Source organism: Marinobacter sp. ATCH36 (assembly GCF_023555055.1).
Taxonomy (GTDB): Bacteria; Pseudomonadota; Gammaproteobacteria; order Pseudomonadales; family Oleiphilaceae; genus Marinobacter.
This window is the reverse complement of sequence record NZ_JAMJPL010000003.1, coordinates 195,729-217,806: the sequence shown is the minus strand read 5'-3', so window position 1 is coordinate 217,806 and position 22,078 is coordinate 195,729. Positions and strand designations below refer to the sequence as shown.

Sequence of the window (22,078 nt, the reverse complement as noted above, 5' to 3'; positions counted from 1 at the left end):
TTCACTACCAAAAATGACTCACCTCGGGGCATTCGAATTCTTACCTGATTAGAGCCCGGTTGTTAGAGGAGAGCGCTTAAGTCATGCCACGTGAGGCTGAACTTCACGGGCCACCTGTTCCGCTTTGCTATTCTGAGCCCGACGCAGTTCAAACTCCGTCTGCAGGTTCAGCCAGAAGCGTTCGCTAGTGCCAAAATAGCGGGCAAGCCGCATGGCCGTATCCGCCGTGACACCGCGATTTTCGCGCACGATTTCATTCATCCGTGTCGCCGGCACGTGGAGTGCTTTAGAAAGCGCATTCACGCTCATTTCCAGCGGCGCAAGATATTCTTCCCGAATAATTTCTCCAGGATGGATGGGGCGCATACCGTTACAAGTCATTGCGCATTCTCCTCAATGGTAATCTGCAATTTCAACATCTTCCGGGCCATCGTCTGTCCAGCGAAAACATACTCGCCATTGCTTGTTAATCCGGATGCTGTGTTGGCCTTTGCGATTCCCAGTCAGCGGTTCCAATTGATTACCAGGCGGGGACTTAAGATCTTTAAAAGCCTCGGCAGCATCAAGCATGATGAGTTTGCGTTCGCCCACGGCCTTGATCGAGGAAAACCGTCGATCATTGTGGGAGAAGACGTAAACATTACGGGTGCTTTTGGTTTCAGAGGTTTTCCCGAGGCCACATCATCGTATTACAACTTTTGGGGATGTGCAGCCGACGGCCGTACCTGCACTTCTAAAGGGCTTCTACGCGGGAGCGCGACCTCGCAGACCGCCATCACCCCGCCTTTGGTGTGGGCTGTTTTTTTTCAAAAGCTTGGCCAGTAAACGTTTAATTTTCCTTATCTTATCCAAGACAGTTTTTTTGTCTTCCTGCGAAAGTTCAGTGGTATTCCCGAACAATTTTAGTGCCTCTCCCCATAGACTTTCTGACTCATGCAAATCGGGTTCCCCACGAGGGTCACCGCTTTTCATTCGGGCCACATCGATTAAATGTCGCGTTTCCATGAGTCCTACAGAAATCACAAAGTTGCTGTCAATTTCTTTGGTGGATTTTATGGACTGTAGGTACCACTTGGTGCACTTTAAGGACGTTAAGACCGTGTTCGACAACTTTTCATATCGGCGAATAGATTTTACAGCATCAGCATCCAGTTTAGCCTTACCAACTCCAGACTTGATTGTCTCTAGCGTTTTTTCTATATTGGAGTTAGCGTAGTCTACATCGCCAAATCGGCATCTCATAACCTTCGGAATGTACGTAGCTTCCATGAAGGCATCGTCAATTGGCGCATCTGGGTCTGACATTATCAATAGATCGGTTCTGTCTAGGTAAACATCTAGAAACTTAGCGAAACAGAGCACCGGGAACGGTGATATATCAAAGAGCGATTCTATTTCACAGTACACACTTTCTTGAATCGCGCGGACCTTTAAAAGAAGCTTGGATGATTTTGACAGATGCCTAATATCTGTAACCGCCCATTGCATCGGGCTAATATAGATATAAACCTTATTCGTGATATGAAGTATATCTTCAAATTTATCAATTAACGAATCGAGGTGTTTTATTTGTGCCTCTATCGCGCCTGGGCTTATGTCGAATCCTAGTTGTTTGGCGGCCTCTTTGGGCTTCAGGCTCCAGGTGAGGGTTAATGTGGATTCAATTCTTTTGGTTAAAGGCGAGAGCGTTCCGCTGAGTGCTGAATCTAGCAGCTTATATCCAGCCTGAGCACCAATTAATGTGATTACAAGAATCAGCAGGTCCATCGCTTCGTTCCTTTAGGCGAAACCTAACCGCTCATGTAGCATTCCAACTTAGGGGAAATCCGCCCTCAGAGTTCCCCAAGAACACCGGCCTCCCCAACCACGGCGATGCAATATGAGGGCAGGGTTACGGAAACTGCCCAGCAGGCTACTCTGTACAGATGCAGTAGCTCAAGCGCTCCCGCGTATTAGTTTAGTCACAAAAACAGGGTACTGCCATCTATGAACGAGTTATAACCGAATCTAGTGTTTGAGGATTTGAATGAAGTCAGTGGGAAGCACATCAGTATTCGCTTGACTTGCTGGATGTTCAGCATCAGCGAAACCTGCTATCGCTACCGGGCAAAGCTCAGCAGCGAGAATGCCGAGATCGCGGAATTCCAAAGAGTCATTGCTTGGTCAGTCCCCGCTCTGGGCTTTGCGGCTGCCGTCGCCTGCCGCCGAGTGCGGAAGGGCTGGGGGTTCCCATTCTCAATGTTTCCAGCAGTTTAGTGATGTTTGTGAATGGTATCGGTTCTATCCGCGGGCACTCTCCAGTGTCGTTCGTGACGCCGTGATCGCTAGCATAGAGCGCAGGGTTTGGGCTATCCTTTAGAAAATATAATTGTTGACAACCATCGCATCCCGGTTTTACTAAACCTTATGAGCCCTTCGGAAAACGACTCCAGATCAGGTGATGTGCTCGCGAAAGCAGTGGGCAGAGCTGCCTCAGAATTGGGGCTGACGTCGAGGCAGCTTTCAATTGTGCTGGGAATTGATGAAAGTGATCTGGGGGGCACTATTGATCCCGATAGCAGTGAGGGATTTCGTGCCCGGCAAATAGTTCGGATTTATCAGCGTTTGTATACTATGACTGGGGGAAAAGGTGATGAGATGGCCCATTGGACGAATACCAAAAACCGACACTTCAATTCAGCTCCCATTGATCGTATGGCGACGCCTTCAGGACTAACAGAGATAACGGCTTATCTGGAGTCGCTGACCCAATAGGGTGACCCTGACCCCGTTTCAGTACCCCTCACTGTCAGAAAAATCCGGCTACGTTTCAGCCCGGTTAAACATGAGAAGAAACTGATCTGGTAAAGCTGTACTTCCAAAGTGCTCGATCGCCAAAAACTAGCCGGAAATAAATGAAGGTCAGGTGTAAACACCCCTGTTTTAGTTGCACCGTTGAGTTCGATCACGCAGGCTTACGTCGACCGTATTCTAATGTTACCAGCGATGCAGGAATGGTATTAGTCGGCGTGTCGCTCAGGTCGATTTCGATGACCAAGTAAATTATGACGATCTTTTTGCAGATCTATCGCAACGTTCCAAGACACAAGGTGGGGTTTTCAACCCAGAAACTTACAGGTTTCGGGCTAGCTGAAGAACGGGTTCTGGTTCGTTTCCCGCAATGAGCCACTCCCGGGGAGAGCGAAGCCACCCCGTCTTGCCTGATTCAAGGTCGTGGGTTTTTGTTGTCATGAAATGACAGACGGTGAACGGGTGAGCGTCTCGTCTAATCGCTTTGAGAAGCTGTTGTAGGTGAGGGAGTCGGCCTCCGTCTTGGAATTGCCAGGGCGGATACCTCCTTTGCTCGTTCAGCCCAACCAATACATACAGACCCGGTTCGTCAGGCGTCGAAAGCTGGCGTACACGACTCGGACTGATGCCTAGTAATTCCGCCACCTGCTGAGTAACCAATGATTCATCGCTGAGGCGCTTGAATTTTACCTGTAGGTCCAGCACCGGTCCTTTAATTTTCAACTTGCGCCGAAGGCTTATGGAGTGCGCCCAGTCATGGATTAGGCTGGCAATAACGTCTTTGCCAATGCCGGCTTGGTTGAGGTCGCGAAGATCCTCCCGGGAAACGGTAATGTAGTCCAGCTCTGGTGCCATGTTTGCGCTTCCGTCTGGCGTGCTTCTCAATGTGCAATCGTCAGGTCGACTTCATCGAAAGAAAAGTTTGCGACCCGATCCAGTATTCGAACGCCTAGCTCACCCGGCGAACGCTCGAAAAAAAGATAACGCGGGCTGTGCCATGTATCGGGATTTCCCTCCTCTTTAAGGTTCTCAATGAATTCAGACCAACGCCAGCCACGATTCATTGCAAGGGCGGCAGAGTCAAAGAAATATAGCATCGCTATGAATGTCCACCACAGATCGCAGGTGTACAGCCAGACTTGCAAACTTTCGGGGACCACTTTGTAGTGACCCTCGTAGTGCGGAGACAGTGGCAAGTAGCGACTGGCGCTGTCTTTGGTAACGTGGGTCATGAAACAGGGTGCCCCGGGCCTCAATCGATCATTATGAGGGCCATGGAAAAAGGTGCAGCCATCAATATAAGACAAATGGCGAGTCGGATAGCGGCCTTCAGTCACGAACTGGTGCCAGTTTATCCAGCTCAAATGAACCACGTCAGCTAAAGTGACGGGTTGACTAAACATCAGCCGAGTAGCCCGGTCTTTATGATCAGGGCCAAAGCGCCGGGCTAGTTGAGTCCGTAAACGAGGGTGCTCCTGCTGTTGAACTAATTGCTGTAGTTCGTACAGATGTTCCCAGTTCACACCTACAACGTCGCCACCAGGATCAAGCTGGAAGGTTTTTTCTTGAACCCGCGCTAAGCAAACCCCAAATCTTTCAAACAGGCGTTGTTTATCAGGACTATTATGGGTGATCAAACTGGGCCAGTTGGGGCTTAACGGTGTGATACTTCGATGGGTATAATACTCATTAAACGTTGCGTCTTGGGCACGGAGGCTCAGACCTGATGCCTTCTCGTATCGTCCGATCAACCGCCAAATCGGCATAAACTTATCATTGATCCTCTTTGCCAGATCCGTTTTCTCCACTGCGCCTCGCTGAAAACCGCGGGCACTGCAGCATGGACAATCGCTGGTGAGCAGGTTGGTGAGCGGTGGCCATGGCGTGCGGCAAATAGGGCATACCGTCACCACGTCACAGTCATGAATTGGGCAGCGCTGCACCCAGGGGTATTGGTAGAGAGCACTGTGATAACCGATCCGCGCACATTCTGGACAATTTCGTAGCTCACGATTCACCGGCGCCGTGTTTGGCGCCACATAATCTATACCGTAGGTTTTACAGTACTCGTATTCCCATGCTTGCGCCCGCTCAGCTAACGTCGCCTTCTGTCCGCGCCTTTTTCCAGGGACAAGCGCCGCCAGCTCACCCCGCAGCTCTTGCAAGTTCCGAGTACGATTGGCAATCACGAACCGCCGCATCGCGCTGTAATCGCTCTCAAGAGGAAGACGGAACATTAGCCCAGTATTAATCATCAGGCCTCCTTCCCAACAACGTTCACGAGGCTCGGTTCGATACCGGCCGCTTCGAGGCTTTTGATAATGGCAGCTTCCTGAGTCGCCAAGTCGTCTTTTTCCTGACAGTAGGGCAGGTAGTCCATGACCAAGAGATTAGTCGCGCGGACAAACTGAGCCATGCCCCAGGATGCAATGCCCAATCTCGTCCCATAGCGTTCACGGAACTGGCGCCAATAAAAGGGGGCCAACGACGCGAGTTGCCATCCATCTTTGGCCAGATCTGGACAAAAATACTCAGTAACTGTCTGTCTTGGATGCTCGGTAACATAAAAGGCATCGTATCCGGCGAGACATTCCGCCAGCTCGCTTTCTGATCGGATACCATAGAAATAGTCCAAATTGTTAAAAAACCGCTCCCTTAGATACCGGTTTTGCCGCAAGAGCAATGCTCTGCCCAATTCAGCAAACTGGTCCTGATTGGCGATAAAAATCACCACGCAATTGATGTTCAGGTTGACAAGATCGTTGTAGATTTCGGCGAAGGCGTTGAGTTGACCGGTAGTGAGAAGCTGGGCTTCATCCACAATCAGCACCACTTGGCGTGTGTCGTTGGCTAACGCCGCTTCTCCTAATCGCGTCACGATACAATCCAGCAGAGCATCCGCCGTTTGCCGTTTGACGTCGAAACCCAGCGACTTGGCGATTTTGGCGAATACCGCGCGGACGGTTTGCGTATCACGTCGTCCATAATGCATGTAAAACAGATGGATGGGCTGGCCGCTACGGTTCGTCATTTGTTTGCCGAGGGCTTTCAGCGCCCGAGTTTTTCCGAGCCTGGCTTCACCGATGATGACTCCGCCGGTGTGGCCGCACTGTATCCATTGTTCCAGGGTGGCTTTCAGCGCTGCTGCCATTGGGGTTGGAATCCAAAACCCGCTGGCATCTTCGAGAGAGGAGGCCGCAGAAATCATACTTTACCGCCTTTTTTTTGCCATTGCCGGCGTCCAGTCCGGCAACTGATTAAGCGCCTTTTTAAGCGCTTTATCGTCCGATGCCGTGCGCTCGTTTTGAACAGAAAGCTCTTCCTGTTGCTCATCCTCAGGCGTGGATCCGGCGGTCAGGCGTAACAGCGTCAGGGCGTCCCTCGGTAAGGTGTAATGTGCCGCCATGTAGTCGAAGAACCCACCCAGCGGATCGTGCCTGGACAGAGCGTTTTCCCGGACGAGGCGATTGATCTTTTTGCGCATGGAAATAGAATGAGCAAACCGCTGCCATGTTCCGGGCGCGAGAACCTCGCCAAGCCGTTGGCCGTCCAGCGTAAACACTTGCAGCGAGCGAATGTCCCGAATATCGAAAACGATGGTCACTTTCTGATTGATCCGGCTGGCGTCATTCAGTGCAGCGCCAGTGTATTGGCACCCCTCAAAATTGATACGAGGTTCGTCTATGGTGAATCCCTTGCGAACCGTCACGACCTGGCTGCGTTCGTACGGCCCCAGTCCAGGACCGAGTGAGGTGGCCCGCAGCGGCAGCAAGTGGTTTGCCATCTGGTACTGCATCTGTTCCATTGGCGTCTGGGCCCCTTGGTTGCCCAATGGGCTGTGATTGTACTCGGTCAACAACACACCGATGGCCTCCTCAAGCGCTTTCAGTGACACGAAAGGTGGTTCCTTTTGCAGCTTGGCTGGTTCCCGCAGCACATCCGTTGGGTGGCTGCCTGTGGTGGAGGGAAGGCGGTGGATGTCCACATTCAAGCGGCGGAATGCCTGCTCGATGAGCGCACGGGCTTTAGGATTCTTAGGTAACCCAAAATTCGCGGTCGCGCCGAGGTGATCACAGACCATACGCCGCACTTGATGAGAGAGGTGCACCAGGGCATTATCCAGCCGAACGATGCCAAACGTGGGTCGACAAAAGGACTCGTTCAGCGCCGACGGAAAACCGGCCTTGGCCGAGTAGGATAGGCCGGGAGCCGTGAGGGTCAAGGGCTCCCAGGGCTGAACCAGTTGCTCTAGCAGACCGAGGATATCGGCTGAGTCGGGATGCGTCGTAAGTGCGAACGACCCTGCCAGATAGGCCCCGGTCCCTACATCCCGAGCGAGAAGCAATGAAATACGAGCAAGGCGTACGGGCTTCATCTGATTGTGGAGGACCACCGCAGCGGCCCCTTTGCAGTCGATATGGGCCTCATCAATATGAATTTCCTGAAAAGCACACACCGGCGGGATTTTGGGCCCCGTGACGCGTGGCTTGTCTCGGGGCATTTTTAGATCCGCCAAGCTGTCCTTCAAAAATCGGCGGGCAGCCTCATATCCCCGAGATGGTGATGTGAAGGGATAGACGTCCTGGGGCCAGTCTTGAGCGATCAGGTAGGCGACAAACATAGCGTGAAATCGCCGGGGCGTCAGGTTCTGCCCGCGCCGATGTCGGGTGACCGCCCGACGAATCTGTTTCATGAGGTGGGCTTTCAACCCAGGTACCGTGTTCATGACATACTCAAACGCACACCGATCACCAGCGGAATGGGTCAGGGTGCTCAGCGCGGTTTTGCGTTGAGATCGGCGCAGGCGTCGGTGGGGGACCAAACCTTGCGTTAGAGCAGGCGGTGCGTCTTCATTGCCTGCCAGGCACCGGTTCATCAGTTGCGTCACCCAACTGGGGGATAGCCTCAGCTCTCGGGCCACCTCATTGAGGGGACGGCCGTCGAGCACGTTAGCGACGATCCGGGTGTTGGTGTGATACCGGCGGCGAGCTGCTGGCGACAGTGACTGGCTATCCACAAAGGGCCACCGCTTGAAGTCCCACCATTCCGGCTCTTGCATCAGCCGGTTTCTCCAGGTCAGCTCCATGCTGTCACCTCCGTGTCGTAGTCCAGCGATGCATCGGAAAGGTCGCAGTGTAAATCGTGACGATGGAGTAGACGGTACAGGGCCAGTTCAGTCCAGTAACGTTCTTCCCTTGGCGCATCCCCTAACAGATCACCCACGGTCATTGCGGTTTCGTCTCGTGCAGCATCGAACAGCCGCTGTTCCGCTTCGTCCGTATCCAGGCCCTGATAGTGCGCCTGAGCCAGTACCTGGACGATAGGCAGCCAGTGAAGGGCCAGGCTTTCCTGCTCGAACACAGCTTCGTTGGCGATGACGTCGAAGTGCATCCCGTATTGATCGAAGAACGCGCTCAATGGGCCGGCTTTCTTGGGATCGAACTGGCCGCGAGGTTTCAGCTCAAGGACCTCAATGCGGCTGTCCCGAACGACGTATATGTCTGGAACGTAAGGCTTACGATTCACCTCCATCTGGTAGGGTTGCGGCACAAAACTGGTGACACTGGGATCCGCCTCTAAGAGCAGGGCATGGATGAACTCGGCATAGCAATGGAAACAGGCTCGGTCAGGGTACTTGACACACCGCTGCTCGTAGAAATCCGTTCTCTTAGTCAGTTTCAAGCGAGTTGGTTGCTGTGCTGGCACCAATAGGTTCTGGCTGAAGCGGACAGAATGGCTGCTCAGCGGGCCAGGCTGTTTGACGAAACGTGACGGAGCCATGGGGCTGTCCCCGAATGGTTTAAAAGCTATTAAGTATGGTCGTCACTCGTCAATTGTTCAAATTATGATCACTTTGACGATTTTCCATAGTTCGTCAACTAACCCCTGTTTCTTGCGGTTTTCCGGGCCTTTGCCATACTGAAGAGATAGGAATAGGGCGCTTATTCGGGCCTATAATTCCTCCCTAGAATTGACAGAATCCCGGAGGGGAAATGTCAAAATCCATCACCAGCGCACGCTCATTTCCACGGGAGCGACCAAGCAAACGTCCGTTTGGATTTGAGGAGCGGCCTCTGGTGTCGTTCCCAATCCAGCGAGTCGAGATCGACTGGGACCGGCTGATCGCGAAACGCCCGATGCTACTCGAAAGCCTCGACATCATGCCCAAGTACCTGCTCAAGCCCGAGGTGCTGGGCCTACTAGAGAGTGAGTCGCACCCCATGCACCGGCTCATCCTGGATCTGATGTGGTGCACCGGGGCGCGGATCTCCGAGGTGCTGGCGACTACGCCGGCCAGTTTCATCGACGATGGCTACGACTTCGGCGTGATGCTCAAGACGCTCAAACAAGGGGCAGGGCGGCCGAGCAAGCGCAGCCTGCAACGTTCACCGAAACGGTTCATTCCGATTTTGGATCGGGACTTTCAGACCCGGATCCAGAGCTACCTGTGGATGGGGAAGTTTCGGAAGGACGAGCGAATCTTTCCGATCACGCGCCAGGCGGTCAGCGCCAACATCGATCGGCTGATGGAGCAGGTGGGGGGAGAGCCACCCTTCAAGATCGGGTGCCATACCTTTCGGCACAGCTTTGCGGTGCACTTGCTCCTGCACGGACGGCCGCTGAAGTTTGTAAGCCAGTTACTGGGTCACCGAAGCGTGGAGTCAACAGAGGTGTACACCAATGTGCTAACGTTCGACGGAGCGCATTTTCTCGAAGGGGTGGAGTTCCATTAGCATGTAATTCAAAAGTCACGTTCGTGCACTTGATTAGAGGGCCCAAATAGCACGAGTTTTGGGTTGGTCCGCCTCCCATCCGACCAAGGAAAGGCACGCGTTTAAACATAATTTGGAAAGTGGGATGTTTTTTTGATTGAACAACTAAAAATTTCGATTGCGTCTAAGACCTGGTTTTGGAGTCTCCGGGCGTGGCTCCAGAAAATTGCTTTTTTCTTTGAGCGCACCGCTTATGCAAAGACCGCTCTACTTACCAAGGCAGAAATAAACGGCCTCATTCTTGGCTCTTTCTTTTGGATAGGTGTTAAGAGCCTGTTTTGGGTTTTTTTATTTCTAGCTATGCTCAATTATGTCGAGAGCCTCGTTGCCGGAAGGTTTACTTTTATGCCGTCGCTGAGTTCGGACGACCGCGAATTCAATATCGAACAACTCAGACTTTACGGGCAACTTCTCACCGCAATATTCTCGATCTACTTCGCTACAGTTGGCATCATACTAAGCTCCGGTTACACCAGGCTTCGCCGGGACATAATCCAAATGCTCACCAATGAGCAGGTCGGCAGCGTGTATTCCAAGGTTTTGGTGCTCTCAGCAATTTTCTGTTTGCTAGCAACTGCTTTACCTTCGTTTGGATTCAATCCAGGAATACTTGTCTATACCGTCGGAACAATTCTGATGTTATTGAGTGCTTTAGCATTGTTTCCATTAGGCCAAAGGCTTTTTAACTTCTTTGATCTCAACCAACTTATCCACAGTGAACTACTTCCTAGTCTTGTTAGAGATATAAAATATGCAACGAATCCGCGAAATTCAATTTCTCTGGCCAATCATCACTCGAAGGCAGCGAGAAGGGCAATTGAACAGTTATCTTATATAGATAGTTATGTTAAAGCTGATCGAGTGAGTTTAAAGTATAACCTGCCAGCTCTTACCGACGACTATACGTTTTTGCTTCAGCATTACGTTCGGCGAAAACACACAATCGACCAAAACAGTTATTGGTTTCCACGGCGTATCGTACACAAGCAATGGTTCTTGGCAGGCGACATGGCAACCTCTTCGGCAATGAATACCAGAAGCCAGCAATTGATGGTTGAGGAAAGGCCAGATTACGAATGGCTTGAAAAAGAAATTGCTTCTAAATTGGTAGGCCATTTTGAGCTGGCACTTGGGGCAGGTGACCTGGCTCTTGCACTGAAACTAATTGATCGCTTCTCTATTCGTGCATCATCATACGCAGAACAGCTTCAGTTTGAAGATGGCATGCGTGAGCTTACAGAGTTCAAGCAAATTCTTGTAAGTGCTTTTGATTCAATTAACGACGCCCCTGATGAGGAATCCTCGAAGGCGAAGATTGGCTTAGCAGATACATGGGCTACCTTCGGTAGCAACCTATGCTTGGAAACTCTTCGAAGAATGCTCACTTTTGAGAAGGAGCTTCAAAAATACTTTGACGCAGACGATTGGAGTCGGAAATCGCTTCGAAATCTTCCAGCTTTTCTACAAGTCGAACTAGCACCGATCGTAAAACGCATTGAATTCGAAATGGAGGTCGAAGGTCGGCGTTTATCGAAGCCTCGGTACCTTCAACAGTTAGCGATTCAAAAACTACTGCGTCATTATTCAAAAATCCTTCCATCGATAAGCCACTATTTCGAGCACGAGCTCCCAGAGTTTGTGGAAGCGATGACGCAATTGAGAATGTCTAAAGCTGCGACGCAAGTTGTACTGTCCAGCCTACACACCCATTGGAAATTGGCTTCTTTCTGGCTTGATGAAGTAGCCAACATGGTTGAGCGATATAAGGAGTACCAGCATTATTCTGAGGAGCATTACAGGCTACCCGAGATCGATATTTCGGAGATGATCGAACAGCTGAGCAAAGCTAGAGAAGACGCCATCAGTTCACTGGGCAATCCGGAAATAGTGGGCCATATTTTCGACGCTGAGCAAGATGATGATCTACCAGATCATTTTGGACAAATCTACTTCGAGCTTGCCGAAGCATGCATAAATGCCATCGAGCAAAATGATGAACATAAACTGGATAAGGTTTTCCCTATGTTCTTTTCTCTGGCGATTCTTGCTGCAGATTCAAAGTTCCCGGACCCTTCTTTGAAAGTAAATGATGAATTTCGATTGCACCTAATTTCTTCAGTGATTAATGACTTGGCTTCAGTGCTTGGATTCGCAATTCTTTACGGCGCATATTTCGGTAATGAAAAATTATCAGAGGATGTCCTCCAGAAATTTCATACCCTAGTTGAAAAGGCGACAAACAAACAGAAGTATCTCAAACGGATGCTGCTTCTGTCAGATCTGTCCAGCTTTAGCATGAGTGCGTCGCCTCGTGGATTAATCAGGATTAACTGGAAAATGGCCTTTGAACATCAAGCGAGAGAGGATGGTTACGCCGATCAAATGATGTTTTCTGAAGGTAAACAGCACTCGAACGTACTTGTAAGAGAATTTCTTAGCTCGCTCTCTGATGCATCTCATTTGTTCTTTGCAAAAGAAGTTCTTCCGAATCTCGATATAGCTGATTTTAAAGTCGACCATCGCATTACGTCTCTAGCTCGGCGGTTGAATGAAGATGGAGACGGAGATGAATAGTCTAAGAATCTTCAAAGCTGAACCAATACACAGGCAAATTTTCCAGAACGACCAAATTGGGTTGGTTGATAGCTTTTTCCTGAAGCGTCAAAAGCGAGAGCCTGGGTTCAACCGCCGAATGTTTGATGAGGATTTTGCGAATATCTTCAGTGTGATGAACCATCGAAGTCGTAATCGATTTATGGTCGAGTCGAATGATGAAAAACTGGCTCAAACGCTGTTGATAAACGCTGAGACCAGATACGCATCGAATTCCATTGATGAGTCGATTGGAGAGCTTACAGAACAAATAGCTTTGTCGTTGGTGTGGCACGGAAAAGCGTACTATTATTTGCACGGCAATCCCGAGATTGAAGGGGTTCGTCTCGCCTCTTTGGATTCCCGCGGTATCTTTCGTCTACTAGGCAATCATTTTCAGTGGGTACCGAGATGCCTAGAACAAGATTGGGATCTAGACGCTAAGAAACATTCGAGAGAGATCCGGCTTTTGGATTCTGCGAAGTTGGTACGCTTCGACTTGCCATCGTCAATCAAACAAGCTTTAAACACTCAAAACAGAATTCTCGCTATTCTCGATAAACATAAATTTGCAGAAACCCAATTCTTACCAAAAGCAAAACTCGAAAACCCGAACCCTACCAGCAATTTCGACTTTCGCATTTGGAACGATATTCAAGAGCGCGTCTTGTGCCGTGCAACTCGAAGTACTGGGTGGAGCGGCAGGAACTATGACTCAGTGAAGCGCTCAGATTTCTATACTTGTCACAGATTGATCCGCTTTCGCCGAAATCAGCTGCTGCTTAGAGACAGCATTCTGAAACAAATTAGCATTCAGCTCTCTAGAATTGGTAGACCTTACAATGCCGAGTTTTCGGTTGCGGTGTCAGTCACTACCCAATTACCTACCGTTGAAGAGTTAAATGAATTAGAAATTAGGCTGGAACGTGAAGATGCGGGGTTCGATGAAATTTTGGATTTTTGCTTCCAGCGTTGACTTGCTTGTCTTTAAGTGGGGGCACCAGAGAGAAGGGCATCCGATCTGGGCATCGCCAACGACCGGAGTAAACAGAAGCGAACATTAGTAATCTCTTTCTAAAGATCCACGCTTTCATTGGAAAGCGGACCTTTTTGCCTCGCCGAAATTGAATACTTTGGGTGGCCTGTATAAGCGCCCCAACATAACCGGTTATTTTATGAAATAACCGGTTTGCTTCATATTACGAAGTGTTGGTAACGATCTTAGCGAGAACTTGTATTGTTAACTGCCATAATCACTCAACACGATGAACCGCCTGAACACATTTACATATAGTAACCAGATATAAATGACGATCCGATAAATGAATAGGATTAGTTTTTAGCCAACTAAATTAGGTAATAACATCGTGATCTGAGGTACATAAGCGATAATGAATAATATAAAAATTAGGACCGCTACGAATGGAATCGCTGCGATGCTCACCCTTTCGATTGAAAGTCCGCTGATCGCGCTTGCTACGTTGAGATTATCACCCACCGGCGGAGTGGCGAAGCCGATCATCGAGGCAAGGATCATGACGATACCGAAATGAACAGGATCCATACCCATTGTCGTGACCACAGGCACAAGGATCGGCGCGAGTAGAATAATCCCGGCAATTGTTTCCATGAACATTCCGATGAATAACAGGAGGAGCACGATGAGCGCCAGAATGAGCCAGAATGGCACGGGCAATTGGCCAAGAAAATCGGCAATAAGGGAGGGAATACGCTCTAAGGTCAGAATTCTGGCATAGGTGGATGCTGTTGCGATGATGACCAGTATCATGCCCGATATGAGGTAAGTCGCTCTTAGCATAACAGGAATCTGGTTAACTTCGGTTTCGCGATAACATAATGCAAGTAAAAGACTGTAGGCGACGGCTATTCCTGACGCCTCTGTTGGGGTGAATATTCCGCCATAAATACCGCCAAGGACGACAACAGGCATTAACAGCGTCCATTTAGCACGCCACATTGTTTTCCAGCGCTCGTTCCAACTTGACTTGGCTATATTGGCTCCGTAACCGTTCTTCTTAGAGATGTAACGACTCACGAGGTAAAGAGAGAAGACAATGATGATGCCAGGGATCAGACCCGCAAGAAAAAGATCGCCAATAGAAGTGTTCGTTGTAATCCCATAGATAATGAGGGGGATACTTGGAGGAATTACGATGCCGACGCCACCAGCGGTCGCCACAACACCGGCGCTGAACCCGCGTCCGTAACCTTCACGGATCATTGCAGGAATCATTATGCCACCAATTGCGGCAACCGTTGCAGGGCCGGACCCACTTAACATCGCGAACACTGCTGTTCCCATTATCGTTACAGCAGGTAGGCCTCCTGTGATGTGGCCGACGAACGCCTTTGCAGTATCAATAAGTCTTTTTGAAAGACCGCCATACTCCATAATGACGCCGGAGAGAACAAAAAGGGGAACGGCAAGAAGGGAGTAAGAGTCAACAGCGCCAAACATTGTCTGTGTGAGATAGCTGACGGGAACCACGCCGGTCAAAATGACCGAGAGGACCGATGAAATGCCTAGCGCGAACGCTACAGGCATGCCCAAGAGGAGCAATATTAAAAAACTGAGGAACAGAACCGTGATGCCCATTTCTAGTCCACCTCGCTCTGTGACATGGCGATAGGCGCAAACGGATTTTTGATAATATCGAAAATGGCCCTGATTATGTGTTGTAACACACGAAATGACATCAACAGGAATCCGATCGGAAGTCCGAGGTAAACGAGATACATTGGAATCTGTGAACCTGGTGCGCGCTGGCCGGTATTTATCTGCTGGTTCACCATTTCAATCGATAGGCTCAGCATGAAAATGAGAAAGGCAAGCCAAAGTGCAAACATTAGCAGGTCGATTATGCGTTGAGCTATGGGTACCCTTTTACCCAACATGTTGACAAGCACACTAAATTTGACGTGTCGCTGGTACTTAACGGCGTAGCTGCCACTGATGTAGACGAACCAAACAAGGGCATAGCGGGCGAGTTCTTCCGTCCAAGCCAAAGTGTTTCCGAAGAAATAACGCATTATGACCTGAAACACGACTAAGCTTGCAAATACGATCAGTGCTATTGTTGCAAGGTAGGTCTCAACGTGTTCATCAAGATGCTGATAGGCCTGTTTGAGCATACACGCGCCCCTTACTTCTAACACAAACAGAAGATGACTCCGCGTTAGAAGTTCTCACGCGGAGTCAAAGTCACCCCACTTACTGAATTACCTCCAAAAAAGTGGAGTTACCCGCCGCTTCCAAGACCCGCTTGAGCATCTCGGTGTCAACAGTGGATGCGTTTTCTTTATAAAAATCTTTTGCTGAATCGATCCAGGCTTGACGCTCTGCGTCGCTCAGCTCAGTCACCGTTCCACCTTCTTTTCTAATTTCTGCGAGAATCTCGTCGCTGACTTCCGATTTGAGTGACCTGATCTTCGATATGGCCTCATCTGCGGCATCTTGAATGATCTGTTGGTCCTCATCCGAAAGATTCTCAAAGAAATCCTTATTGATCAGAATCACCTCGGGATCATAAATATGTCGGGTCGCAGTCAGGTGGTTAGCGGGCTCTGTGAATTTTGCGGAATACAGAAGCTCGTAAGGGTTCTCTACCCCGTCAACAACGCCTTGCTGGAGGGATGTGAAGACTTCAGGAAAGGCGAGTGGGGTAGGAGAAGCACCGATGCTTTCCCAGTATGCAATGTGTTTCGGAACCTGCATTGTGCGAAGTTTGATACCTGCCATCTCGTCTGGAGTTGTGACTGTTTTATCGACTGTCGCGAGGTTACGGAATCCGTTTTCACCCCACCCAAGTCCAACGAGGCCGCTTTCTTGAAGGCCGGCAAGCATTTCGTCCCCAATCTCACCATCAAGCACTTCGTGAGCTGTTTCTGCATCCTCAAAAATAAAGGGGAAGTCAAACACCTCAAGCGACTTGTTGAAGTTAGCAAGGACGCCAACCGAGGGAGCCGTCATTTCAATGTTGCCGACCTGTGTTGCTTCTACCATCTCGCGTTCGCCACCGAGCTGACTATTCGGGTATATTTCCACAGTTATGCGTCCATCGGAGCGTTCTGAGACGAGTTCAGCGAAAAGGTCGTAACCTTGGTTCTGCGTGTCACCCTCAGAAATTACGTTTCCGAACTTGATGGTGTAGCTATCGCCTTGAGCGAAAGCGCTCCCATACTCCCCGCCAGACCAGGCAGAAAGACCAATTGCAGCGACCGTGCCAGCGGCCATAAGACTTGATTTACGGATCATAAGAGAACTCCTTATTGCTTCTTGAAGTTGACTTTCTGAGGTGATGAATTACGCACATCACCGATCAGACTGTCAGAACCCGCCTGTTTTTACTTAAGAAATACCACTTTACGTATTCACAAATCAAAAGTGGTTGAAATTTGGCAAAAATTCAAGCGTGCGAAAGCACATTCATTCCATCACCACTACAAGATGACTTACTTCCAGTCCTGGCGCGGCCTGAGTAATCTCGACGAGACCTTGTACTGCCACTTACCATCGTTACCTAGCATGATCACGTTCTTGATATTGATCTTGGTGACGATTCCCTGCACAGGGGCCCACCCGGCCTTCGAAGGTGACTTTCAGTCCGACTCGCAGCTGACTTGCGTAAACCGCTGAAGGTTGCCACCCATTCCACGTGAAGCCTGCCACCCGGACCGGGGCAAGGCTGCCACCCATCGGAGCGTAGCGACGCGGGGTTTCTCTTCTTACTCCGAAGTCTCAGTGCCCGTCAACTTTGCTTGTCGTTTCCGCATGGATTCACCTCTCAGATTGATCTTGTAGGCGTTGTGAACGAGCCGGTCCAGGATGGCATCCGCCAGAGTGGCGTCACCGATTACGCCATGCCATTCTTCGATGGGTAGCTGGCTGGTGGCGATGGTGGAGCGCCGGCCATGCCGGTCTTCCAGCACTTCCAGCAAGTCTCTTCGGTTCTCCGCGCTCAGCTTCATCAGCCCCCAGTCATCCAGGATCAGCACGTCGACTTTGGCGAGGTTGGTCAGCAGTTTGGCGTACTGGCCATCGCCCTTGGCAATGGTCAGTTCCCGTAGCAGTCGGGTCAGCCGCACGTACTGTGCGGTGTAACCTTCCCGGCAGGCTTTGTGTGCCAGGGCACAGGCCAGCCAGGTTTTGCCCACCCCGGTGGGGCCGGTGATGAGCACGTTCAGGTGCTCCTTAACCCAATGGCAGCTGGCCAGTGACTGGACCAGCCCTTTATCCAGGCCACGTGAGTTCCGGTAATCCAGGTCTTCGAGGATGGCGTTGTGCCGCAGCCTGGCCCGGCGCAACCGGCTGGTCATGCGGCGGTTGTCCCGTTCCGTCATCTCCCGATCCACGAGCAGTCCGAGGCGTTCCTCGAAGGTTAGTTCCGTGATGTCAGGCGTGGCCGACTGATCCGCCAGGGCGGCGGCCATGCCGGTCAGCTTGAGGGCGTGGAGCTTGTCCAGGGTAGGATGTTTCAGCATGTTGGATTCCTTCAGTGGTAGTAGGCGGGGCCACGGATATTGTCGTGGGTGTCGGGTAAGGCCAGCTCCTGCTGTTCTTCCAGAGGCTGCTGGTCGAGACGGTGCTTGAGGATGGATTCAATGCTCTTGTAGCGGCAGCTGCCCAGCATCAGGGCACGCTGGCAGGCGGCTTCCAGCCGTGCCTCGCTGTAGCTCTGTCCCAGTCGTAGAATGCCCAGACAGGAGCGGTAGGCCTGTTGCGGGTGCTTGCGGGCTCCCAGGGCCGTGCGGATGAGCTTCTCGGTAGCGGGACCGATCTTGGCCGCCCAGGCAGTCAGCCGTTCCGGCGACCACTCGCCGGCGTGGCGATGAGACTCCGGCATGTGAGCGGCAATGGTTGTGTGTCGCCCCTTCTGATCGGAGCGCCGGTGGCTGGCGATCCGGTTGCCCCGGTAAAAGCACTCGATGGTGTTGTGGGTAATCCGGACCTCGACCTCTTTCTTGATCAGGGTGTAGGGGACCGAGTAGTAGTGCCCGTCGATGGCCACGTGGTAGTCGATATGCACCCGGGCCTTCTTCCACTCCGCGTAGACATACGGCTCCGCCGGCAACGGTTGTAGAACCGGCTTGTCCAGCTGCTCGAAGTGGTCCCGCCGGCAGCCGGGCAACTTGCGGAAGGGGCGGCTGTTGAGCCGCTCCAGAAGCTCATGGATGGTGGCGTTGAGTTGCCCCAGGGAGAAGTGCTGTCGATGGCGCAACGCCGCCAGTATCCAGCGCTCAACGATCAACACACCGCCTTCCACCTTGGCCTTGTCGCGGGGCTTACGGGCGCGCGTGGGGACGATGGCGATCCCATAATGGGCAGCCATGTCCTGATAGGTTGGATTGAGATCCGGCTCGTAGCGGTGGGCCTTGCTGACACCGGAGCGGAGATTGTCGGGGACGACTAATTCGGGCACTCCGTTGAGATACTGGAACGCCCTGATATGGGAACTGATCCAGTCTGGCAGCTTCTGACTCCAAGTGGCCTCGGCGTAGGTGTAGTTGGACGCGCCCATCACCGCCACAAAGACCTGAGCCTCGTGGATCTCTCCGGTCGTGCGATCGATGACGGGCACGGTCTGGCCGGCATAGTCCACGAACAGTTTCTCACCGGCCCGGTGATCCTGGCGCATCACCAAGTCCAGCTTGCCTTGCCAGGCCCTGTAGTGCTCGCAGAACCAGCTGTACTGATAGCCGTCCGGGTTGGCCTGCCGGTACTCCTGCCAGAGCAGGAACAGGGTGACGTTCTTCCCTCTGAGTTCCTCGTGGATCTGCTGCCAGTCCGGTATGCCACGGATCTGAGCCGGTAGGTCCGGTGGCGGCGGGAACAGCAATTGCTCCAGATGGGCTTCATCCAGATCCGCGGGCAACGGCCAGCTCAGACCGGCTTCAGCGGTACGGCGTAGGTATTCGCTCACGGTGGGGCGGCTAACGCCGCAGGCCGTTGCAATCTGGCGGTTGCTCAGCCCTCGCTCCCATTTGAGGCGAAGAACTTCTTTGATCTTACGCATGGATAACCTCTTCGCTGGCATCTGGCCCTCTCCGGATGAAAAGGGTCAGAGTACCGTTAAGTTATCCCGCGCCGGACGATTTCGATGGCGGTTCAGGCAGCCTGCCGGGGTGGCAGCTTTGCCGTGGAATCAGTGGCAGCTTTCGCGTGGAATGGGTGGCAGGCTTCGTCTGGAATCATTGGCAACCTTGGTCTGGAATACGCAGCTGACTCAAGGCTTGCAGGATTTCCTGTTCTTGCAGTACGTCAATACGCTGGCAGATATACTGGTTCAGTTCCAACAAATGATGGATGTCCGTGTATTCAATGCGCATGGGCGCGCTTCCTGCTGTTCAATCCGGCGATCAGAGTGACGGGCTAGTAAAGAGAGCTTGAGTAGTCGTCCTTAGAGCACAGACTGCTAAGTGGGACCATTGGACAAGCGTTGACAAAATTGCCCAGGGCGGAAGATTGGACCAACGCAGGATTGATCATTGCGCACCTCTTGATCGCCTGATCGCTCAAGCCTGCCTGCTTCTGGCCCTTAGATTCGAGTTGATTTCAACTACATGGCAAGGCCTGGGCAAAAAGCAAGACCCAACCCCGGCATTCTCAGGGAATGCTCAATGCGAAAAGGCCCTGCGCCACTAGACAGAGGGCCTTTTCGAACTTTACTGGTAACAGCTGTTAACTTTTCCGACTCTGACGGGCTTTGAAGCCGAGAAGTCCGAGCAAACCGAGCGTCAGAATGCCCAAAGAACCGGGTTCGGGCACAGAAACTGCTGGCGGCTGATTCGGGCCACCGCCATCGCCATCCATTCCGCCGTTTTCTACGGCGGCGAGAATGCCTTCTAGCGAGAAACCGCCCGGGATGTTTGGACCTGAAAAGTCGATCGAAAAAATCGATGACTGCAAATTAGTGTTATCGAGAAACGATAGGTTTTCGGGCAATGCAACGCTGTCAAAAAAATCGAGTGATTGCTCAGATATCAGAGTCACACCAACGGAGTTGACGAAAACATCTCCGAACGTATCTGTGGATATCGCCGGCGAGAAGTCTTCGTCAGAATCGGTTCCCCCAAGCGAAAACGACAGAGCGTCGCGCGGCGTGAATTGCACAGTGCCATCCGGCCCAGTGATTTGGAAATTGGTATCATTGACGACCTGAACCATATTTCCGGTTGGGACAAACGGTATCCCTACGCTTTCGCACACTAGTTGGCCACCACAAAAACCGCCGTTGCTGAGTGCATTGAAGCCGACAGAACTTGAGCTCAAGTTGTTCCGGATCGTATCGATATTGGCTTGGGCGGTGTTCGTACTATCGAAGTTTACGGTTGCATTCGTTATTGCATCCGCGTATCCGGCCGAGCGAGAGTTGCCATCAAACTGTGGTGTCGTGTTGTCGTAGGTGAATGATCCGGTCAAGGTGGCGCTGCCGGTTGAGCCAATACCTGGGCCGAACAATTCGTCTACAAGTTGGCTCGCGTTCTGGCCTCCTGCACCGATCGTACCGGTCGGATCGAAGCCGATGTTGGTCGTGTAGGAATAGGTTATCGGTGCGGCTGTAGCGGGAATCGCGAAGCCAAGGCCAGCGATAGTAATGGCAATGAGTGAAACAGAACCGTTTTTTTTAACGTTCATTTTGCTTCCTCCTTATATTGCTTAATATTGATTACCTACTGCTGGGCAACGATGGCGAAATGCCATGGTCTAGAAAGGAGGCAATAAAGATGCCCACCATTCTCTTTGGTCAAATATTGAACAGCTTAGCGGGAATGGTTTGCGGATAAAAAACCTATGCCGTTAAACATGTCGACACTTTCTGAAAATCCACTAAACGGGTCTGTCAGGTATAGCCAGCTTCCAGTTGTGGGGCAATGGCTCGCCAATGGCGTTGTTCTTCTGCGTTGGCGAGTCAGAACATCTTTCAGGTAGGCATAGGGATCATGCTCATTCAGCTTGGCCGACTGGATCCGTGTGATGACGGCAGCCGTACGCTGACCACTGCGCAGTCACCATGCGAACAACCAGTTGCTGCGGCCCAGCGCCCAGGGCCGGATCTGGTTTTCCACCCAGTTGTTATCGATGGGCACACAGTTATATCAGTCGATTGAAGAGTGAATGACGCGTTTTCATGGGGTGGGGACGGCCTATCTGCGGAGTTATCTCGCCTGGCGGCGATTATTTGAAAGTGAACAGCCCTCTGAAGGAGCTTGGTTACGCACTGCGATAAATGAAAACCAACAGCCAATGCCAGAATAGCCGTATTTACACAGCATCTACTTGGGTTTTTGGGGTGCTCGGAAAGCGATATTTTGGACAGCGAAAAAGGTCCGCTTTGTGGTCTTGGCACCGTACTCTGGACGGCGCAAGCATTGGAAAGCGGACCTTTCTATCGCGACGAGATTGCCTACTAGGAGGGCTCGCCTAGCGCCCCCGCACCACCTCCGCGCTATAGATGAGGCACGTGCCGACGTATTCGATTACATCGAGCGGTCCCATAATCCAGGATGCTACTTAGAATTGCTGCTCAGGCCACAAAGCTGTCCGCCGTTTTATAACCGTCCGCAGTAACTGGGTAGAACCCGCCGTAAACCAGCTAGCCCCTAGGTTTTCGTAAGAAATTTGCTTGTAGTGTTGGTACGCGGGGGCAGTACGCTGAAGTGAGAAGGGCTTTCAGTAACAAAGGGACCTATGAGAAATCTGGCCTAGGCGTCAGTTAATTTTACGCATCGGCTGGCTGGTTGGTTAAATATTGCTCAATTTCAAAGCCTTAAATTCGAGGCATGAATATTGCGTAAACCAATAAACACTTGAATGTATTTTTTGGGCACAACATATAAAAGCATTCTTCTTCTGTTTGTGTTCGTTCTATTACTCGGCTGTAACTCGGCCAGTAAAAGCAACC

18 protein-coding genes and 3 pseudogenes are annotated in these 22,078 nt (G+C 51.3%); 5 read left to right on the top strand and 16 right to left on the bottom strand.

Annotation, left to right across the window (positions count from 1 at the left end; all coding sequences use genetic code 11):
* Positions 1–81: 81 nt before the first annotated feature.
* From M8010_RS11900 to M8010_RS11890, 3 genes and pseudogenes are all read right to left on the bottom strand, one after another.
* Positions 82–381 (bottom strand): HigA family addiction module antitoxin, encoded by a 300-nt coding sequence (locus M8010_RS11900; RefSeq protein WP_250091480.1) that lies wholly within the window; start codon positions 379–381, stop codon positions 82–84.
* Between the two features lie 12 nt (positions 382–393).
* A pseudogene (locus tag M8010_RS11895) lies at positions 394–600 on the bottom strand (type II toxin-antitoxin system RelE/ParE family toxin); the annotation flags it as partial.
* A gap of 144 nt (positions 601–744) precedes the next feature.
* Complete coding sequence (locus tag M8010_RS11890; protein WP_250091479.1) at positions 745–1,767, bottom strand: hypothetical protein; 1,023 nt, start codon at positions 1,765–1,767, stop codon at positions 745–747.
* Positions 1,768–2,406: 639 nt separating this feature from the next.
* Between M8010_RS11890 and M8010_RS20135 the strand changes: the two genes are divergently transcribed.
* On the top strand, positions 2,407–2,754 hold the full coding sequence (locus M8010_RS20135) for an antitoxin Xre/MbcA/ParS toxin-binding domain-containing protein (protein ID WP_502846220.1): 348 nt from the start codon (positions 2,407–2,409) through the stop codon (positions 2,752–2,754).
* Between the two features lie 357 nt (positions 2,755–3,111).
* Here M8010_RS20135 and M8010_RS11885 read toward each other — a convergent pair whose 3' ends face one another.
* The 5 genes from M8010_RS11885 to M8010_RS11865 are packed head-to-tail and all read right to left on the bottom strand — an operon-like array spanning position 3,112 to position 8,571.
* On the bottom strand, positions 3,112–3,645 hold the full coding sequence (locus M8010_RS11885) for a hypothetical protein (RefSeq protein ID WP_250091478.1): 534 nt from the start codon (positions 3,643–3,645) through the stop codon (positions 3,112–3,114).
* A gap of 26 nt (positions 3,646–3,671) precedes the next feature.
* A complete protein-coding gene (locus M8010_RS11880; protein ID WP_250091476.1) occupies positions 3,672–5,045 on the bottom strand; it encodes a hypothetical protein in 1,374 nt (457 codons plus the stop codon).
* Positions 5,045–5,998 (bottom strand): ATP-binding protein, encoded by a 954-nt coding sequence (locus M8010_RS11875; protein ID WP_250091474.1) that lies wholly within the window; start codon positions 5,996–5,998, stop codon positions 5,045–5,047. The genes M8010_RS11880 and M8010_RS11875 overlap by 1 nt, the downstream gene beginning before the upstream one ends.
* A gap of 3 nt (positions 5,999–6,001) precedes the next feature.
* Entirely contained in the window at positions 6,002–7,876 is a 1,875-nt protein-coding gene (locus M8010_RS11870) for a Mu transposase C-terminal domain-containing protein (protein ID WP_250091472.1), read from the bottom strand.
* Entirely contained in the window at positions 7,867–8,571 is a 705-nt protein-coding gene (locus M8010_RS11865; protein ID WP_250091470.1) for a hypothetical protein, read from the bottom strand. The genes M8010_RS11870 and M8010_RS11865 overlap by 10 nt, the downstream gene beginning before the upstream one ends.
* Positions 8,572–8,783: 212 nt before the next feature.
* Between M8010_RS11865 and M8010_RS11860 the strand changes: the two genes are divergently transcribed.
* From M8010_RS11860 to M8010_RS11850, 3 genes are all read left to right on the top strand, one after another.
* Positions 8,784–9,524: a tyrosine-type recombinase/integrase gene (locus M8010_RS11860; RefSeq protein WP_250091469.1), complete on the top strand. Its 741-nt coding sequence runs from the start codon at positions 8,784–8,786 to the stop codon at positions 9,522–9,524.
* 132 nt (positions 9,525–9,656) lie between these two features.
* Complete coding sequence (locus M8010_RS11855) at positions 9,657–12,137, top strand: hypothetical protein (protein ID WP_250091467.1); 2,481 nt, start codon at positions 9,657–9,659, stop codon at positions 12,135–12,137.
* The gene (locus tag M8010_RS11850) at positions 12,130–13,131 is read left to right on the top strand and encodes a hypothetical protein (protein ID WP_250091466.1); all 1,002 of its coding nucleotides are present in this window, start codon (positions 12,130–12,132) and stop codon (positions 13,129–13,131) included. Before M8010_RS11855 ends, M8010_RS11850 begins: the two co-directional genes overlap by 8 nt.
* A gap of 363 nt (positions 13,132–13,494) precedes the next feature.
* On the opposite strand, the gene M8010_RS11845 is transcribed toward M8010_RS11850, so the two are convergent.
* The 8 genes and pseudogenes from M8010_RS11845 to M8010_RS11810 all read right to left on the bottom strand — a co-directional run.
* Entirely contained in the window at positions 13,495–14,772 is a 1,278-nt protein-coding gene (locus tag M8010_RS11845; RefSeq protein WP_250091463.1) for a TRAP transporter large permease, read from the bottom strand.
* A gap of 2 nt (positions 14,773–14,774) precedes the next feature.
* Positions 14,775–15,308: a TRAP transporter small permease gene (locus M8010_RS11840; RefSeq protein ID WP_250091462.1), complete on the bottom strand. Its 534-nt coding sequence runs from the start codon at positions 15,306–15,308 to the stop codon at positions 14,775–14,777.
* A gap of 79 nt (positions 15,309–15,387) precedes the next feature.
* Positions 15,388–16,431, bottom strand: a complete 1,044-nt coding sequence (locus M8010_RS11835) for a TRAP transporter substrate-binding protein (RefSeq protein WP_250091460.1) — start codon at positions 16,429–16,431, stop codon at positions 15,388–15,390.
* A gap of 470 nt (positions 16,432–16,901) precedes the next feature.
* Positions 16,902–17,657 (bottom strand): IS21-like element ISSpu5 family helper ATPase IstB, encoded by a 756-nt coding sequence (istB, locus tag M8010_RS11830; protein ID WP_250091458.1) that lies wholly within the window; start codon positions 17,655–17,657, stop codon positions 16,902–16,904.
* A gap of 11 nt (positions 17,658–17,668) precedes the next feature.
* Positions 17,669–19,210 carry an IS21 family transposase gene (gene istA / locus M8010_RS11825; protein ID WP_250091457.1) on the bottom strand — a complete coding sequence of 514 codons (1,542 nt, stop codon included), beginning with the start codon at positions 19,208–19,210 and terminating at the stop codon, positions 17,669–17,671.
* Positions 19,211–19,364: 154 nt separating this feature from the next.
* Positions 19,365–19,502 (bottom strand): hypothetical protein, encoded by a 138-nt coding sequence (locus M8010_RS11820; protein ID WP_250091455.1) that lies wholly within the window; start codon positions 19,500–19,502, stop codon positions 19,365–19,367.
* A gap of 352 nt (positions 19,503–19,854) precedes the next feature.
* Positions 19,855–20,811, bottom strand: coding sequence for a PEP-CTERM sorting domain-containing protein (locus M8010_RS11815; protein WP_250091454.1), 957 nt, complete (start codon positions 20,809–20,811; stop codon positions 19,855–19,857).
* A gap of 192 nt (positions 20,812–21,003) precedes the next feature.
* Positions 21,004–21,263 (bottom strand): annotated as a pseudogene (locus M8010_RS11810) (transposase domain-containing protein); the annotation flags it as partial.
* Between M8010_RS11810 and M8010_RS11805 the strand changes: the two are divergent.
* Positions 21,263–21,432 (top strand): annotated as a pseudogene (locus tag M8010_RS11805) (IS1595 family transposase); the annotation flags it as partial. The pseudogenes M8010_RS11810 and M8010_RS11805 sit on opposite strands and share 1 nt — an antisense overlap.
* Between the last annotated feature and the right edge of the window lie 646 nt (positions 21,433–22,078).

Excerpts from the sequence above, each read along its gene's own strand:
- M8010_RS11875 (WP_250091474.1), bottom strand. The coding sequence starts at position 5,998 with ATGATTTCTGCGGCCTCCTCTCTCGAAGATGCCAGCGGGTTTTGGATT.
- M8010_RS11835 (WP_250091460.1), bottom strand. The coding sequence starts at position 16,431 with ATGATCCGTAAATCAAGTCTTATGGCCGCTGGCACGGTCGCTGCAATT.
- M8010_RS11860 (WP_250091469.1), top strand. The coding sequence starts at position 8,784 with ATGTCAAAATCCATCACCAGCGCACGCTCATTTCCACGGGAGCGACCA.
- M8010_RS11850 (WP_250091466.1), top strand. The coding sequence starts at position 12,130 with ATGAATAGTCTAAGAATCTTCAAAGCTGAACCAATACACAGGCAAATT.
- M8010_RS11865 (WP_250091470.1), bottom strand. The coding sequence starts at position 8,571 with ATGGCTCCGTCACGTTTCGTCAAACAGCCTGGCCCGCTGAGCAGCCAT.
- M8010_RS11840 (WP_250091462.1), bottom strand. The coding sequence starts at position 15,308 with ATGCTCAAACAGGCCTATCAGCATCTTGATGAACACGTTGAGACCTAC.
- M8010_RS11880 (WP_250091476.1), bottom strand. The coding sequence starts at position 5,045 with ATGATTAATACTGGGCTAATGTTCCGTCTTCCTCTTGAGAGCGATTAC.
- M8010_RS11820 (WP_250091455.1), bottom strand. The coding sequence starts at position 19,502 with ATGCGCATTGAATACACGGACATCCATCATTTGTTGGAACTGAACCAG.
- M8010_RS11885 (WP_250091478.1), bottom strand. The coding sequence starts at position 3,645 with ATGGCACCAGAGCTGGACTACATTACCGTTTCCCGGGAGGATCTTCGC.
- M8010_RS11845 (WP_250091463.1), bottom strand. The coding sequence starts at position 14,772 with ATGGGCATCACGGTTCTGTTCCTCAGTTTTTTAATATTGCTCCTCTTG.
- istA (WP_250091457.1), bottom strand. The coding sequence starts at position 19,210 with ATGCCAGCGAAGAGGTTATCCATGCGTAAGATCAAAGAAGTTCTTCGC.
- istB (WP_250091458.1), bottom strand. The coding sequence starts at position 17,657 with ATGCTGAAACATCCTACCCTGGACAAGCTCCACGCCCTCAAGCTGACC.
- M8010_RS11890 (WP_250091479.1), bottom strand. The coding sequence starts at position 1,767 with ATGGACCTGCTGATTCTTGTAATCACATTAATTGGTGCTCAGGCTGGA.
- M8010_RS20135 (WP_502846220.1), top strand. The coding sequence starts at position 2,407 with ATGAGCCCTTCGGAAAACGACTCCAGATCAGGTGATGTGCTCGCGAAA.
- M8010_RS11870 (WP_250091472.1), bottom strand. The coding sequence starts at position 7,876 with ATGGAGCTGACCTGGAGAAACCGGCTGATGCAAGAGCCGGAATGGTGG.
- M8010_RS11900 (WP_250091480.1), bottom strand. The coding sequence starts at position 381 with ATGACTTGTAACGGTATGCGCCCCATCCATCCTGGAGAAATTATTCGG.
- M8010_RS11815 (WP_250091454.1), bottom strand. The coding sequence starts at position 20,811 with ATGAACGTTAAAAAAAACGGTTCTGTTTCACTCATTGCCATTACTATC.